The organism is Rhizobium sp. RHZ02, from assembly GCF_014851575.1.
GTDB classification, from domain to species: domain Bacteria; phylum Pseudomonadota; class Alphaproteobacteria; order Rhizobiales; family Rhizobiaceae; genus Rhizobium; species Rhizobium altiplani.
Genome location: NZ_JACUZX010000002.1, coordinates 389,275 through 404,043 on the forward strand (window position 1 = coordinate 389,275; position 14,769 = coordinate 404,043).

Here is a 14,769-nt window from a genome sequence, read left to right on the forward strand (position 1 = left end):
TTCGCTGCCGGGCTTTGAGCATTTTTGCGTTAGAAATCGATGGGAAAGCCGTATTCGGGCGTTACGCGTGTTGCGAGTCCGAACATCCTATGTTAGACGGACCCCGAATTTCGGAAGAAGCAAGAGGCTCTCTTGCGATTTCTGGGGGAAATCATAACGAATTCAAGATCCTAGGTCAGGCGCCCGCCGGGGACCGGATTTTGAGTTGAAATCAGGGAAATTTGGGCCAGTGGCAGACACATCCCAGCTTACTTCTGGTGTTGCAGAGCGCTATGCCTCGTCGCTGTTCGAGTTGGCGCTTGAGCAGGGCGCAGTCGAAAGCGTCACCAAGGACCTCGACCGGTTCCAGGCGATGCTCGACGAGAGCGGCGACCTGAAGCGTTTTGTTTCGAGCCCTGTTTTTTCGGCCGACGATCAGCTCAAGGCGATTGTCGCCATCAGCGAGAAGGCTGGTATCAGCGGCTTCTTCGCGAACTTTCTGAAGGTCGTGGCGCGTAACCGCCGCCTCTTTGCTCTCCCGGGCATGATCAGGGCCTTCCGCATCATCGCTGCAAACCATCGCGGCGAAATTACTGCCGAGGTTACCTCGGCCCATGCGCTGACTGCGGCGCAGGAAACTGAATTGAAGGCGGCGCTCAAGGGCGTCACCGGCAAAGACGTGGCGATTGCTGTCACGATCGATCCGTCAATTCTTGGTGGTCTGATCGTGAAGGTCGGGTCCCGTCAGATTGATACGTCTCTTCGTACGAAACTCTCTACCCTTAAGCTTGCATTGAAAGAGGTCGGCTGATGGATATCCGCGCGGCGGAAATTTCCGCAATTCTCAAAGACCAGATCAAAAACTTCGGCAAAGAGGCAGAAGTCTCGGAAGTCGGTCAGGTTCTCTCCGTCGGTGACGGTATCGCTCGCGTTTACGGTCTGGACAATGTTCAGGCAGGCGAAATGGTCGAGTTCCCCGGCGGCATCCGTGGCATGGCGCTGAACCTGGAATCGGACAACGTCGGTGTTGTTATTTTCGGTTCGGACCGCGACATCAAGGAAGGCGACACCGTCAAGCGGACCGGCGCCATCGTTGACGTTCCGGTTGGTCCGGAACTGCTCGGCCGCGTTGTCGACGCTCTCGGCAACCCGATCGACGGCAAGGGCCCGATCAATTCGACCCGCCGCGCGCGCGTCGACGTCAAGGCTCCGGGCATCATTCCACGCAAGTCGGTTCATGAGCCGATGTCGACCGGCCTCAAGGCCATCGACGCGCTCATCCCGGTCGGTCGTGGCCAGCGCGAGCTCGTCATCGGCGACCGCCAGACCGGCAAGACCGCGATCATTCTCGACACGATCCTGAACCAGAAGGCCATCCACGACAACGGCCCGGACAGCGAGAAGCTGTTCTGCGTCTACGTCGCTATCGGCCAGAAGCGTTCGACCGTTGCCCAGTTCGTCAAGGTTCTCGAAGAACGCGGCGCAATGAAGTACTCGATCGTCGTTGCCGCGACCGCTTCCGATCCGGCTCCGATGCAGTACCTGGCGCCGTTCGCTGGTTGCACGATGGGCGAATACTTCCGTGACAACGGTCAGCACGCGCTGATCGGTTACGACGACCTGTCCAAGCAGGCTGTTGCTTACCGCCAGATGTCGCTGCTGCTGCGCCGCCCGCCGGGCCGCGAAGCTTACCCGGGCGACGTTTTCTATCTGCATTCGCGTCTCCTCGAGCGCGCTGCAAAGCTCTCCGACGAAAAGGGCGCTGGCTCTCTGACGGCTCTGCCTGTCATCGAAACCCAGGGCAACGACGTTTCGGCGTTCATTCCGACCAACGTGATCTCGATCACCGACGGCCAGATCTTCCTCGAAACCGACCTGTTCTATCAGGGTATCCGTCCGGCCGTTAACGTCGGTTTGTCGGTTTCGCGCGTCGGCTCCGCCGCGCAGGTCAAGGCGATGAAGCAGGTTGCCGGCTCGATCAAGGGCGAACTCGCCCAGTATCGCGAAATGGCCGCCTTCGCTCAGTTCGGCTCCGACCTCGACGCCTCGACGCAGCGCCTGCTGAACCGCGGTGCGCGCCTGACCGAACTCCTGAAGCAGCCGCAGTTCTCGCCGCTGAAGACGGAAGAGCAGGTCGCGGTGATCTTCGCTGGCGTCAACGGCTATCTCGACAAGATCCCGGTCGCACAGGTCGGCAAGTTCGAACAGGGCCTGCTGTCGTACCTTCGCTCGGAAGGCTCGGCTATCCTCGACACGATCCGTACGGACAAGGCAATCAGCGACGATACGAAGGGCAAGCTCACGGCTGCCATCGATAGCTTCGCGAAGTCCTTCGCCTAATCGGACCCAAAGGACGGATAACGGATGCCTTCACTTAAGGATCTGAAAAACCGGATCGCCTCCGTCAAGGCGACGCAGAAGATCACCAAGGCGATGAAAATGGTCGCCGCGGCGAAGCTTCGGCGTGCCCAGGAGGCGGCCGAGGCCGCCCGTCCGTACTCGCAGCGCATGGGTGCCGTTCTGGCAAACATCGCCGGTGCGATGACGGAGGCCGACGGTGCGCCGGCGCTGATGACCGGCAACGGCAAGGACCAGGTTCACTTGCTGGTCGTCTGCACCGCCGAACGCGGCTTGTGCGGCGGCTTCAACTCGCAGATCTCGCGTTTTGCGCGCGATCACGCTCGCAGGCTTCTCGCTGAAGGCAAGACCGTCAAGATCTTTACCGTCGGCAAGAAGGGCTACGACGTTCTGCGCCGCGAATTCGCTTCGCTCATCGTCGAGCGCAAGGAATTGCGTGATGTGAAGAAGGTCGGTTTCGAGAATGCCGACCAGATCGGCAAGCGCATCATCGACATGTTCGAAGCCGATGAGTTCGACGTCTGCACGTTGTTCTACTCCGAATTCAAGTCGGTCATCTCGCAGGTTCCGACGGCACAGCAGCTCATCCCCGCATCGGCCCCCACGGCTGTTGCAGAGGATGCGGAGCACGCCGGCGCAGTCTACGAGTATGAGCCGGATCCGGCATCGATCCTCGAGGATCTGATCCCGCGCAATATTTCCGTCCAGATCTTCCGCGCGCTCCTTGAGAACGTCGCCGGTGAAATGGGCGCCAAGATGAGCGCGATGGACAATGCAACGCGCAACGCTGGTGAAATGATCAACAAGCTGACGCTCAACTACAACCGTCAGCGTCAGGCTCAGATCACCAAGGAACTCATTGAAATCATTTCGGGCGCGGAAGCGCTCTGAGGTTAGGGAAAAGAGGGTAAGAAGATGGCTAAGGCAGCTACCCCCAAGACTGCGGCAGGCTCTGCCGGCAAGGTCACGCAGGTTATCGGCGCCGTCGTGGACGTTGCTTTCGAAGGCGAACTGCCGGCGATTTTGAACGCGCTTGAAACGAGCAACGGCGGCAACCGCCTGGTTCTCGAAGTAGCGCAGCACCTCGGCGAGAACGAAGTTCGCACGATCGCCATGGACTCGACCGAAGGTCTGGTTCGCGGTCAGGCGGTTTCTGACACCGGTGCTCCGATTGCCGTTCCGGTTGGTCCGGAAACGCTCGGCCGTATCATGAACGTCATCGGCGAGCCGGTCGACGAAGCAGGTCCGTTGGTCACCGCTTCCAAGCGCGCTATCCACCAGGACGCTCCGGCTTACGTCGATCAGTCGACGGAAGCACAGATCCTCGTCACCGGCATCAAGGTCGTCGACCTTCTCGCTCCTTACGCAAAGGGCGGCAAGATCGGCCTCTTCGGCGGCGCAGGCGTCGGCAAGACCGTTCTCATCATGGAACTGATCAACAACGTCGCCAAGGCGCACGGTGGTTACTCGGTATTCGCCGGCGTGGGTGAGCGTACCCGCGAAGGTAACGACCTCTACCACGAGATGATCGAATCCGGCGTTAACAAGCACGGCGGCGGCGAAGGCTCCAAGGCCGCTCTCGTTTACGGCCAGATGAACGAACCGCCGGGCGCCCGCGCTCGCGTCGCTCTCACCGGTCTGACGGTTGCTGAAAACTTCCGCGACCAGGGCCAGGACGTTCTGTTCTTCGTCGACAACATCTTCCGCTTCACGCAGGCAGGTTCCGAAGTGTCGGCTCTGCTCGGCCGCATTCCTTCGGCCGTTGGCTACCAGCCGACGCTCGCAACGGACATGGGCCAGATGCAGGAGCGCATCACGACCACGACGACCGGCTCGATCACCTCGGTTCAGGCCATTTACGTTCCGGCCGACGACTTGACCGACCCGGCTCCGGCAACCTCGTTCGCCCACCTGGACGCAACGACCGTTCTGTCGCGCTCGATCGCTGAAAAGGGTATCTACCCGGCGGTCGACCCGCTCGACTCCACGTCGCGCATGCTCGACCCGATCGTTGTCGGCGAAGAGCACTACGAAGTGGCTCGTAAGGTTCAGTCGACGCTACAGCGCTACAAGGCCCTGCAGGACATCATCGCCATCCTGGGCATGGACGAACTGTCCGAAGAGGACAAGCTGGCCGTTGCCCGCGCCCGTAAGATCGAGCGCTTCCTGTCGCAGCCGTTCTTCGTTGCCGAAGTCTTCACCGGTTCGCCGGGCAAGCTGGTCGCCCTCGAAGACACGATCAAGGGCTTCAAGGGCCTCGTCAACGGCGAATACGACCACCTGCCGGAAGCTGCCTTCTACATGGTTGGCTCGATCGACGAAGCCATCGAGAAGGCCAAGAAGCTGTCCGCAGCGGCCTGATGAGCGACGCTCTTAACGAGATCTTCTGCTGCGACGCCCTTCGGGAAGTCGCAGCAGAGCTTCCTGCCCCGGCCGCACCGACGATCTACAGATCGAACGACGGCAAGATGATGATGGTGGTAGGACTGATCCAGACCGAGGAAGGTCTTGGATATCTCGATCAGGCGATAGCACATTGCCCGTTCTGCGGGACGAACTTGCAAGATACAGAAGCCGCCGAGAAGGTAAGTCACTGATGGCTGACAATTTCAATTTTGAACTCGTGTCTCCCGAGCGCCTGCTCCTTTCGGAGATGGTGACCGAAGTTGTCATTCCGGCAACCGACGGCGAGATGACGGTTATGGCGAACCACGCCCCGACGATGACGACCATCAAGCCCGGCATCGTCAGCGTTCGTTTCGCCAATGGCTCGAAGCAGGACTACGTGGTTTTCGGCGGTTTCGCCGATATTCTGCCGACCGGCTGCACGCTGCTGGCTGAATCCGCGGTCATCGTTCAGGATCTCTCCAAGGACGAGCTGACGCTTCGCATCGAAGCGGCGAAGCGCGAGATCGAAGACGCCGTGCATCATGAGCACAAGTCGCGCCTGGAACACTACATCATGGAACTGACGCACCTGCAGGGTGTGATCGACCAGGATTGATCTACGCCAACGTCCGGCGTTTTGAAGCGGCCTTCGGGCCGCATTTTTCTTTTCTGCCGTCTGTCCTCGCCACGATGTAGGCTTCCGATCGCGAAGCACTCGGCTATAGTACCTCAAGTTAACTTGAGGCTGAGACTGTGGAAGAAGGCTCCAGCAATCCATTCAGGAAGCTGCTGTCCATCGGCGAAGTTGCCGAGCGCAGCGGCCTTGCCGTCTCTGCACTACACTTCTACGAAGCAAAGGGCCTCATCTCGAGTATCCGCTCTCGTGGCAATCAACGCCGGTTCGGTCGCGACGTGCTCCGCCGTCTCGGCATCATCAAGGTGGCGCAGCGCGTGGGCATTCCGTTGGCGGAGATCCAGGCCGCTTTCGATACGCTGCCGCAGGGCCGCACGCCGACTGCTACGGATTGGCAGCGCCTGTCGGCCCTCTGGAAGGACGATCTCGATGCCCGCATCCATCGCCTCGTTGCTTTGCGCGACAGGTTGACGGATTGCATTGGCTGTGGTTGCCTCTCGGTTGAAAGCTGCCCGCTGCGCAATCCCTATGATCGGCTAGCCAGAGATGGGCCGGGTCCGCGCCTGCTGGAAACCGACGACTAGGCAGCGCTCCCCGCGCGGCATCAGAACAATGCAAGAGCTGCAAACAGCTCGCTCACGCTGTGGAGGACTGGATGTTTCACCCCAAGCTGTTCGAAAACCGCAACGTGGTTGTCACCGGTGGCGGTCGCGGCATCGGCCTGGAGGTGGCGCGGCAGTTTCTCAACTGCGGAGCGAGGGTATTGGTGCACCTCGGGCGCAGCGCCGCGCGCGATTTGCCGGATTTCCTGCTGACGGCGGAGGAAGACCGGCGAGCTTTTCTCGTTACCGCCGATTTTTCGACACAGGGCGGCACCAGCGCGTTTGCCGAAAAAGCCCTCGCAACGTTCGACCGGATCCACGTGCTGGTCAACAACGCCGGCACCATGGTCGGTCGCTTTCCGGCCGGTGCGCTGACCGACGAACAATACGAAGTGATCGTACGGCTGAACCAGACGTCGGTTGTGGAAGTGACGCGTGGGCTCCTGCCGGCGCTCCGCGCATCGCAGGAAGCGTCGATCGTCAACACGGTCTCGATTTCCGCGCTGACGGGCGGAAGTCCCGGTTCGGCGATCTATTCGGCGTCGAAAGCCTTCGTCGCGACCTATTCGAAGGCGCTTGCAAGGGAACTCGCACCCGACAACATTCGCGTCAACTGCGTGTCGCCGGGAACGATCGAGACCGACTTTCACCAACGGTACTCGTCGCCGGAAAAGCTGGAACAGGCTCGCAAGACCATTCCCTTGCAGCGATTGGGGACCTCGGAAGATTGCGCCCCCGCCTATCTCTTCCTTTCGGCGCCTTCTCTATCCGGCTACATCACCGGGCAGGTGCTGGAGATCAATGGTGGCCAGCTCATCTGCTGACGAGGGGCCCTTCTGGAGGTGTTCTCCCGGCGTCGCTCATTCGGACACGACCTTGCTGCTGCATTTTTCGTTCGCGACGGTTTCGAGAACGTAAGGCAGTTAACCGACCTTGCGGAGCGCTTTCCCGAGCGTGAAAATGACGCTGTGCTGCAATTCGGTGCGGAGGCCGGATGATCGACAAGTTGGAATTCTTTATCGCGCTCGCCAACGAGAAGCACTTCGGCCGGGCCGCGGAAGAGTGCGGCATTTCGCAGCCGACGTTATCTGCCGCCATTCGTCAGCTCGAGGATCAGCTTGGCGTCATGCTGGTGCAGCGCGGCTCGCGTTTCCAGGGGTTAACGCCCGAGGGACAGCGGGTGCTCGAATGGGCGCGGCGCATCGTCGGCGATGCCCGCACGATGCGCCAGGAGATGCGGGCGGCGCGTACGGGCCTTTCGGGACATATAAAGATTGCGGCAATCCCGACGGCGTTGGCCATGCTGCCGCGCATTACGACGCCGTTTCAGGAGCGCCATCCGGATGTGACCTTCTCGATTGTGTCGCGCAATTCGCTGCAAGTGCTGAGCATGCTGGAGAATCTCGAGATCGATGCCGGCATCACCTATCTGGAAAACGAGCCGCTCGGGCGGGTAACCAGCGTGCCGCTCTATGCCGAGCACTACAATCTCATTACCGCCGCCGGCAGCCCTCTTTCGGAGCGCGACAGCGTCACCTGGAAGGAAGTGGGCGATCTTCGGCTTTGTCTATTGACTGCGGACATGCAAAACCGCCGTATCATCAACCAGCATCTGGCCGAAGTGGGCGTCACGGCGCATCCGACGCTCGAATCGAATTCGATGATCGTGCTCTTCTCGCACGTCCGAACCGGGCGATGGGCCAGCATCATGCCCCGCAATGTCGCGAAATCCTTCGGCTTTCCGGCCGAAATACGGATGATCCCGATCACCGAGCCGCGGGCACATCATCTTGTTGGTCTGGTTGCGACGCATCGTGAACCGTTCACGCCATTGGTTTCCGCCTTGCTGCATGAGGCTCGGATTCTCGCTGAAGACCCCGATTCTTGATAGGAATCTTCTATCGATTGACGGAACAGCATTATTGATCGCTTCGTCCATCCCTGAGAAAGTTCTATAATGAACGGACGCGAGCGGTTCTGTCGGCCATAGGGTTCTGAGGAAAGCCCGCCTGCCCAGGCCCGCGACGCGCAATGTGCAGGCCGTGGGAGGGCTGCTGATGAATATCCATGTCGCCAAAGGCGATATCGCAACGCGCACCATCGCGATCATCGATCAACTCAAGCATCTCGAAGGTCCGCTTCTGCCGATCCTGCACGAGATCCAGGATGAGTTCGGCCATGTGCCGCAAGAAGCGCTGCCCGTCATCGCGAAGGAGCTCAATCTCTCGCGTGCAGAGGTGCACGGCGTTGTTACCTTTTACCACGATTATCGCGACCATCCCGCTGGCCGGCATGTGCTGAGGCTCTGTCGTGCCGAGGCCTGCCAATCGATGGGAGGCGATGCGCTTGCCGAACGCGTCAAGGCGCTGCTGGGCATCGACTGGCACGGTACGACGCCGGATGGAGCGATTACCCTCGAGCCCGTCTTCTGTCTGGGGCTCTGTTCCTGCTCCCCGTCCGCGATGATGGATGGCGAGGTTCATGGCCGGGTGGATGCCGCCGATCTCGAGGCGCTGATTTCGGAGGCACGCCGATGACCGTCCGGATCTATGTTCCCTGCGACGCCGCGGCCATGGCATTGGGCGCCGAGCATGTGGCCAAGGCGATCTCCGAGCAGATTGTGGCGCGCGGCCTCGACGCCAAGATCGTGCGCAATGGCTCGCGCGGCATGCATTGGCTGGAGCCGCTGGTCGAGGTTGAGGTCTCGGGCAAGCGCATCGGCTATGGGCCTGTGAAGGCAAAGGACGTCGTTTCGCTGTTTGATGCCGGATTGATTACCGGCGCCGATCATCCCCTCTGTCTTGGCGAGGTCGAGGAACTTCCGTTCCTCAAGCGTCAGACGCGCCTGACCTTCGCCCGCTGCGGCATCGCCGATCCGCTTTCCCTTGATGACTATGAGGCTCACGGCGGCCTCGCCGGCTTGCGTCGCGCGGTTTCGATGTCGCCCGCCGATGTCGTCAAGGAAGTCACCGATTCCGGCCTGCGTGGCCGCGGTGGCGCAGGTTTCCCGACGGGCATCAAGTGGAAGACGGTGCTCGACGCTCCCGGTGATCGCAAATACATCGTCTGCAATGCCGATGAGGGCGACAGCGGCACCTTTGCCGACCGAATGATCATGGAAGGCGATCCCTTCGTGCTGATAGAAGGCATGGCGATCGCGGGCCTTGCAACGGGCGCGAAGAAGGGCTTCATCTATACCCGCTCGGAATATCCGCATGCGATCGCGGCGATGAGCCGGGCGATCGATATTGCCCGCAGCGCCGGCATTCTCGGCACGTCGGTTCTGGGCTCTGGCAAGGCTTTCGACATGGAAGTCCGCACCGGCGCGGGCGCGTATGTCTGCGGCGAGGAGACGGCGCTTCTCAACAGCCTCGAAGGCAAGCGTGGTATCGTCCGTGCCAAGCCACCTCTGCCGGCCCACAAGGGCCTCTTCGACTGTCCGACCGTCATCAACAATGTCATTTCGCTCGCTTCCGTGCCCGTGATCATGGACAAGGGGGCGGCCTATTACCGCGACTTCGGCCTCGGCCGGTCGCGCGGAACCATTCCGATCCAGATCGCCGGCAATGTGAAGCATGGCGGTCTGTTCGAGACGGCTTTCGGCATTTCGCTTGGCGACCTGGTCGATGACATTGCCGGCGGAACGGCATCCGGGCGGCCGGTGAAGGCGGTTCAGGTCGGCGGTCCCCTCGGCGCCTATTTCCCGCGCTCCCTGTTCGACACGCCATTCGACTACGAGGCTTTCGCTGCCAAGGACGGACTGATCGGCCATGCCGGTATCGTCGTCTTCGACGAGAGTGCTGACATGCTGAAGCAGGCCCGGTTCGCAATGGAATTCTGCGCCGTCGAAAGCTGCGGCAAGTGCACGCCCTGCCGCATCGGCTCGACGCGCGGCGTCGAAACGGCGGACAAGATCGCCCGCGGCATCGAGCCGGAGAAGAACCGCGAGCTGCTTGCCGATCTCTGCAACACCATGAAATTCGGGTCGCTCTGCGCGCTCGGGGGCTTCACGCCCTATCCGGTCATGAGCGCCATGACGCATTTCCCCGAAGATTTCGTTCCCACACCTCTTATCGAAGCGGCGGAGTAAGACCATGCCTCTCGTCCACGAAATAGACTACGGCACGCCGGCCTCGACCTCCGAAACCATGGTGACGCTCACCATTGATGGTAACCAGGTGACGGTGCCGGAGGGAACATCCGTCATGCGCGCGTCGATGGACGCGGGCATCGAGATCCCGAAGCTCTGCGCCACCGACATGATGGATGCCTTCGGCTCCTGTCGGCTCTGCCTGGTCGAGATTGAGGGGCGGGCGGGTCTCCCTGCGTCCTGCACGACGCCGGTTGCACCTGATATGGTTGTTTCGACGCAGACGAACCGGCTGAAGGATGTCCGCAAGGGCGTGATGGAGCTCTACATCTCCGACCATCCGCTCGACTGTCTGACCTGTGCGGCCAACGGCGATTGCGAGCTTCAGGACATGGCGGGCGCCGTCGGTCTCCGCGACGTGCGTTATGGCTATGATGGCGACAATCACGTCAAGGCACGCAACAACGGCGATCTCAATCTCAAATGGGCGCCGAAGGACGAGTCCAATCCTTACTTCACCTTCGATCCGGCCAAATGCATCGTCTGTTCGCGCTGCGTGCGCGCTTGCGAGGAAGTGCAGGGCACCTTCGCGCTGACCATTGAAGGCCGCGGCTTCGATTCACGTGTTTCAGCCGGAATGCATGAGGACTTCGTCTCGTCCGAATGTGTTTCCTGCGGCGCCTGCGTGCAGGCCTGCCCGACAGCGACGCTGATCGAAAAGTCGGTAATCGAGATCGGCCAGCCGGAGCATTCCGTTGTCACCACCTGCGCCTATTGCGGCGTCGGCTGTTCCTTCAAGGCGGAGATGCGCGGCGAAGAACTGGTGCGCATGGTGCCCTGGAAGGACGGACAGGCGAACCGCGGCCATTCCTGCGTCAAGGGCCGCTTCGCCTACGGCTATTCCAGCCACAAGGACCGCATCCTCAATCCGATGATCCGCGAGAAGATCACCGACCCCTGGCGCGAAGTGACTTGGGACGAGGCCTTCGCGCATGTCGCCTCGGAATTCCGCCGCATCCAGTATCAGTATGGCCGCGACTCGGTCGGCGGCATCACGTCGTCTCGCTGCACAAATGAGGAAACCTATCTGGTGCAGAAGCTAGTGCGCGCCGGCTTCCGCAACAACAACGTCGACACCTGCGCCCGCGTTTGCCATTCGCCGACAGGCTACGGTCTCGGCCAGGCCTTCGGCACGTCGGCCGGCACACAGGACTTCGACAGCGTCGAGAAGAGCGATGTCGTCGTCATCATCGGCGCCAACCCGACCGATGGACACCCGGTCTTTGCCTCGCGCCTGAAGAAGCGGCTGCGGCAGGGCGCCAAGCTCATCGTCATCGACCCGCGCCGCACCGACATCGTGCGTTCGCCACATGTCGAAGCCTCCTATCATCTGCCGCTGAAGCCCGGCACGAATGTCGCGATCCTGACATCGCTCGCGCATGTCATCGTGACCGAGGGGCTGTTTAACGAAGCCTTCATTCGCGAACGCTGCGACTGGTCAGAGTTCGAGGATTGGGCAAGCTTTGTCGCCGAGCCGCATCATAGCCCCGAAGCATCGGAGAGGTTCACCGGCGTTCCAGCCGATTTCGTGCGCGGCGCGGCGCGTCTCTACGCCACCGGCGGCAACGGCGCGATCTACTATGGCCTCGGCGTTACCGAGCATAGCCAGGGTTCGACCACTGTCATGGCGATCGCCAACCTCGCCATGGTCACCGGCAATATCGGTCGCCCCGGCGTTGGCGTGAACCCGCTGCGTGGCCAGAACAACGTGCAGGGCTCCTGCGACATGGGCTCCTTCCCGCATGAGCTGCCCGGCTATCGCCACATCTCAGACGACGCGACGCGCGACATCTTCGAGAAGTTGTGGGGCGTCAAGATCAGCAACGAGCCGGGTCTGCGCATTCCGAATATGCTGGATGCAGCGGTCGACGGATCGTTCAAGGGCCTCTACGTCCAGGGTGAAGACATCCTGCAGTCCGACCCCGATACCAAGCACGTCGCGGCCGGCCTCGCCGCCATGGAATGCGTCGTCGTGCACGACCTCTTCCTGAACGAGACGGCGAACTACGCGCATGTCTTCCTGCCGGGGTCCAGCTTCCTTGAGAAGGACGGTACCTTCACCAATGCCGAGCGCCGCATCAACCGTGTTCGCAAGGTCATGAGTCCCCGCAACGGCTATGCCGATTGGGAGGTGACGCAAAAGATGGCGCAGGCCATGGGCCTTCCCTGGAACTACACGCATCCTTCGGAGATCATGGACGAGATCGCCGCAACGACGCCAAGCTTCGCGCTGGTCTCCTACGACTATCTTGACAAGGTGGGCTCCGTGCAGTGGCCCTGCAATGAGGCACATCCACTGGGCTCGCCAATCATGCATGTCGACGGCTTCGTCCGCGGCAAGGGCAAGTTCATCCGCACGGAATATGTCGCGACCGATGAGCGGACGGGACCGCGCTTCCCGCTGCTGCTGACGACCGGGCGCATTCTCAGCCAGTACAATGTCGGCGCCCAGACGCGCCGCACCGAAAATGTCGTCTGGCATTCCGAAGACCGGTTGGAGGTCCATCCGCACGATGCCGAACAGCGCGGCATTCGCGATGGCGATTGGGTGAAGCTGATGAGCCGCTCGGGCGACACCACCTTGCGTGCGCTGATCACCGATCGCGTCGCGCCCGGCGTCGTCTACACGACCTTCCACCATCCGGACACGCAGGCGAATGTCATCACCACCGACTTCTCCGACTGGGCGACGAACTGCCCGGAATACAAGGTGACGGCGGTGCAGGTCTCGCCTTCCAACGGCCCGACCGATTGGCAGCGCGACTATGACGAGCAGGCACGCCAAAGCCGTCGCATCGTTGGCAAACTGGAGCCTGCCGAGTGATGAGCGACCGCCCGACCCGCCTTGCCGTGAAGCGCGCCGCCCGCAGCGGCGGCGTCGTCATGCCCGGCGAGCGGATCGTTCCGGAGGAGGTGCCGATCGCCTTTTCCTATGGTGGCAGCACGCATGCGGTGATGATGGGAACGCCCGGCAATCTCGAGGATTTCGCCATCGGCTTCAGCCTGACGGAAGGGATCATCTCCGACATCGGGCAGATCGCTGCAATTGAGATTGTCAATGGCAAGAAGGGCATTGACGTCCAGATCTCTCTCGTTGACGAGGTCGCCGCCGCGTTGACAGCCCGCCGACGCAGCATGGCCGGACCGGTCGGCTGCGGGCTCTGCGGCATCGAGTCGATCGAACAGGCCGTTCGCAAGGTTCCTGACGTCGCCGATGTGTCGCTTCAAGTCACTCATCGCGATATCGTTCAGGCCATCTCGCTGCTGAACGGTGCGCAGCCGCTGCATCGCGAGACGCGCGCCGTGCACGGCGCCGGCTTCTATGTGCCGGGCAAGGGACTGCTGGCGGTGCGCGAGGATGTGGGCCGGCACAATGCGCTCGACAAGCTGTGTGGCGCGATCACTAGGCAACGGCAATCCGGCGCGGAAGGCATTGTCGCCGTTACCAGCCGCCTGTCCGTCGAGATGGTGCAGAAGGCGGCAATCCTCGGCGCCTCCGTCCTCGTTGCCATTTCCGCACCGACTGCTCTTGCAATTCGTACCGCCGAGGAGGCCGGCATGACCCTCGTCGCCCTGGTGCGAGGCGAGGACTTCGAGATTTTCACGCATCCGCACCGCATTCATCCGGGAAGCATATCCGATGTCGCATGATACGCAGTCCAAGCTCGTCTATATGGCCAACCAGATCGCGACCTTCTTCAAGACCCAGCCGGAGAGCGAAGCCGCGCAGGGCGTGGCGACGCATATCAACAAGTTCTGGGAACCGCGCATGCGGCGGCAGTTGTTCGAGATCATGGAGCGGGAGGGCAATGGCCTCAGTCCGCTCGTTGTCCAGGCCGCCCCCTTGATCAAACAGCCTGAGCCGGCGGCCAGTGCCAACTAGGATCTCGAATGGTGGAGACGGCGCTGGGTATCGACGCCAGCGTCCGAGTCCGGCCAGTCTGCCGCCACAGTTTCCTGCCAGCACACTATCAACAAAAAGCCGCCCTCAAGGCGGCTTTTATCTGGACAAGGAGCCGGTATCAGGCGGCGAGATCGTCCGTCTCGCTTTCCTTGAACATCTTGGCGAGGTTCAAGAAGCAGATCATGCCGTTCTCCGAGGCGATGATACCCTCGCAGAAGGCGCGATCGAAGGAAGCGGTGACTTCAGGAACCGGCTGTACCTGGCTGGAGGAGATCGTGAGGATGTCCGAGACGCGGTCGACCAGCATGCCGATGACCATGTTGTGGACTTCGGCCACGACGATGGCGCTGCGCTCGTTGGCGACCGTGCTCTTCATGCCGAGCTTGAAGGCGAGGTCTATGATCGGGATCACCGAGCCGCGCAGGTTCATTACGCCGATGACATCGGCTGGCGCGTGCGGGATCGGTGTCGACGGGGCCCAGCCGCGGATTTCGCGGATCGTCGTGGTTTTTACGCAGAATTCCTGATCGTGAAGTCTGAAGGCAATGATCTCGAGCGTATCGCCGCTGAAATTCGTGGAATTGATTGTAGCCATAAGTATTGTCCCAACCGCCAAAAGCCAGGGCAGAAGCAACCGCGCCACCATTGGCGCGGATCGACTTGCCTTCAAACCGTGCGCGCTCGTCCCGTGGATGAGTATCGATACGGTTACTCCGGACCTTAATCGAAGAGTATTGCCCAAATCTAAATTGGG

The 14,769-nt window shown here is 61.2% G+C and carries 15 protein-coding genes; 14 read left to right on the forward strand and 1 reads right to left on the reverse strand.

Annotation, left to right across the window (positions count from 1 at the left end; translation table 11 throughout):
- Nucleotides 1–229 precede the first annotated feature (229 nt).
- The 14 genes from IB244_RS04730 (at nucleotide 230) to IB244_RS04795 (ending at nucleotide 13,994) form a co-directional block, all read left to right on the forward strand.
- Complete coding sequence (locus tag IB244_RS04730; protein ID WP_018855734.1) at nucleotides 230–790, forward strand: F0F1 ATP synthase subunit delta; 561 nt, start codon at nucleotides 230–232, stop codon at nucleotides 788–790.
- Complete coding sequence (gene atpA, locus IB244_RS04735) at nucleotides 790–2,319, forward strand: F0F1 ATP synthase subunit alpha (protein WP_007796947.1); 1,530 nt, start codon at nucleotides 790–792, stop codon at nucleotides 2,317–2,319. The genes IB244_RS04730 and atpA overlap by 1 nt, the downstream gene beginning before the upstream one ends.
- A gap of 24 nt (nucleotides 2,320–2,343) precedes the next feature.
- Complete coding sequence (locus IB244_RS04740) at nucleotides 2,344–3,228, forward strand: F0F1 ATP synthase subunit gamma (protein ID WP_018855733.1); 885 nt, start codon at nucleotides 2,344–2,346, stop codon at nucleotides 3,226–3,228.
- 24 nt (nucleotides 3,229–3,252) lie between these two features.
- Complete coding sequence (atpD, locus tag IB244_RS04745; protein WP_018855732.1) at nucleotides 3,253–4,698, forward strand: F0F1 ATP synthase subunit beta; 1,446 nt, start codon at nucleotides 3,253–3,255, stop codon at nucleotides 4,696–4,698.
- Entirely contained in the window at nucleotides 4,698–4,934 is a 237-nt protein-coding gene (locus tag IB244_RS04750) for a hypothetical protein (RefSeq protein ID WP_018855731.1), read from the forward strand. The genes atpD and IB244_RS04750 overlap by 1 nt, the downstream gene beginning before the upstream one ends.
- The gene (locus IB244_RS04755; RefSeq protein WP_018855730.1) at nucleotides 4,934–5,341 is read left to right on the forward strand and encodes a F0F1 ATP synthase subunit epsilon; all 408 of its coding nucleotides are present in this window, start codon (nucleotides 4,934–4,936) and stop codon (nucleotides 5,339–5,341) included. The genes IB244_RS04750 and IB244_RS04755 overlap by 1 nt, the downstream gene beginning before the upstream one ends.
- 137 nt (nucleotides 5,342–5,478) lie before the next feature.
- Nucleotides 5,479–5,943 (forward strand): redox-sensitive transcriptional activator SoxR, encoded by a 465-nt coding sequence (gene soxR / locus IB244_RS04760; protein ID WP_018855729.1) that lies wholly within the window; start codon nucleotides 5,479–5,481, stop codon nucleotides 5,941–5,943.
- Between the two features lie 71 nt (nucleotides 5,944–6,014).
- On the forward strand, nucleotides 6,015–6,785 hold the full coding sequence (locus tag IB244_RS04765) for an SDR family NAD(P)-dependent oxidoreductase (RefSeq protein ID WP_018855728.1): 771 nt from the start codon (nucleotides 6,015–6,017) through the stop codon (nucleotides 6,783–6,785).
- Nucleotides 6,786–6,955: 170 nt separating this feature from the next.
- Nucleotides 6,956–7,849, forward strand: coding sequence for a LysR family transcriptional regulator (locus IB244_RS04770; protein ID WP_018855726.1), 894 nt, complete (start codon nucleotides 6,956–6,958; stop codon nucleotides 7,847–7,849).
- A gap of 169 nt (nucleotides 7,850–8,018) precedes the next feature.
- Entirely contained in the window at nucleotides 8,019–8,498 is a 480-nt protein-coding gene (locus IB244_RS04775) for a formate dehydrogenase subunit gamma (RefSeq protein ID WP_026371588.1), read from the forward strand.
- Entirely contained in the window at nucleotides 8,495–10,051 is a 1,557-nt protein-coding gene (locus IB244_RS04780; RefSeq protein ID WP_192303256.1) for a formate dehydrogenase beta subunit, read from the forward strand. Before IB244_RS04775 ends, IB244_RS04780 begins: the two co-directional genes overlap by 4 nt.
- A gap of 4 nt (nucleotides 10,052–10,055) precedes the next feature.
- Entirely contained in the window at nucleotides 10,056–12,935 is a 2,880-nt protein-coding gene (gene fdhF, locus IB244_RS04785; RefSeq protein WP_192303258.1) for a formate dehydrogenase subunit alpha, read from the forward strand.
- Nucleotides 12,936–12,994: 59 nt separating this feature from the next.
- Nucleotides 12,995–13,762 carry a formate dehydrogenase accessory sulfurtransferase FdhD gene (gene fdhD / locus IB244_RS04790; RefSeq protein WP_409564048.1) on the forward strand — a complete coding sequence of 256 codons (768 nt, stop codon included), beginning with the start codon at nucleotides 12,995–12,997 and terminating at the stop codon, nucleotides 13,760–13,762.
- Nucleotides 13,752–13,994, forward strand: a complete 243-nt coding sequence (locus IB244_RS04795; protein ID WP_018855721.1) for a formate dehydrogenase subunit delta — start codon at nucleotides 13,752–13,754, stop codon at nucleotides 13,992–13,994. The genes fdhD and IB244_RS04795 overlap by 11 nt, the downstream gene beginning before the upstream one ends.
- A 139-nt stretch (nucleotides 13,995–14,133) precedes the next feature.
- On the opposite strand, the gene IB244_RS04800 is transcribed toward IB244_RS04795, so the two are convergent.
- Nucleotides 14,134–14,610: a chemotaxis protein CheW gene (locus IB244_RS04800; RefSeq protein ID WP_007796914.1), complete on the reverse strand. Its 477-nt coding sequence runs from the start codon at nucleotides 14,608–14,610 to the stop codon at nucleotides 14,134–14,136.
- Between the last annotated feature and the right edge of the window lie 159 nt (nucleotides 14,611–14,769).

What these genes read in the sequence shown, in the direction of transcription:
- atpA (WP_007796947.1), top strand. Translation starts at nt 790, where the DNA reads ATGGATATCCGCGCGGCGGAAATTTCCGCAATTCTCAAAGACCAGATC.
- IB244_RS04740 (WP_018855733.1), top strand. Translation starts at nt 2,344, where the DNA reads ATGCCTTCACTTAAGGATCTGAAAAACCGGATCGCCTCCGTCAAGGCG.
- atpD (WP_018855732.1), top strand. Translation starts at nt 3,253, where the DNA reads ATGGCTAAGGCAGCTACCCCCAAGACTGCGGCAGGCTCTGCCGGCAAG.
- IB244_RS04750 (WP_018855731.1), top strand. Translation starts at nt 4,698, where the DNA reads ATGAGCGACGCTCTTAACGAGATCTTCTGCTGCGACGCCCTTCGGGAA.
- IB244_RS04755 (WP_018855730.1), top strand. Translation starts at nt 4,934, where the DNA reads ATGGCTGACAATTTCAATTTTGAACTCGTGTCTCCCGAGCGCCTGCTC.
- IB244_RS04765 (WP_018855728.1), top strand. Translation starts at nt 6,015, where the DNA reads ATGTTTCACCCCAAGCTGTTCGAAAACCGCAACGTGGTTGTCACCGGT.
- IB244_RS04770 (WP_018855726.1), top strand. Translation starts at nt 6,956, where the DNA reads ATGATCGACAAGTTGGAATTCTTTATCGCGCTCGCCAACGAGAAGCAC.
- IB244_RS04775 (WP_026371588.1), top strand. Translation starts at nt 8,019, where the DNA reads ATGAATATCCATGTCGCCAAAGGCGATATCGCAACGCGCACCATCGCG.
- IB244_RS04780 (WP_192303256.1), top strand. Translation starts at nt 8,495, where the DNA reads ATGACCGTCCGGATCTATGTTCCCTGCGACGCCGCGGCCATGGCATTG.
- fdhF (WP_192303258.1), top strand. Translation starts at nt 10,056, where the DNA reads ATGCCTCTCGTCCACGAAATAGACTACGGCACGCCGGCCTCGACCTCC.
- fdhD (WP_409564048.1), top strand. Translation starts at nt 12,995, where the DNA reads ATGCCCGGCGAGCGGATCGTTCCGGAGGAGGTGCCGATCGCCTTTTCC.
- IB244_RS04795 (WP_018855721.1), top strand. Translation starts at nt 13,752, where the DNA reads ATGTCGCATGATACGCAGTCCAAGCTCGTCTATATGGCCAACCAGATC.
- IB244_RS04800 (WP_007796914.1), bottom strand. Translation starts at nt 14,610, where the DNA reads ATGGCTACAATCAATTCCACGAATTTCAGCGGCGATACGCTCGAGATC.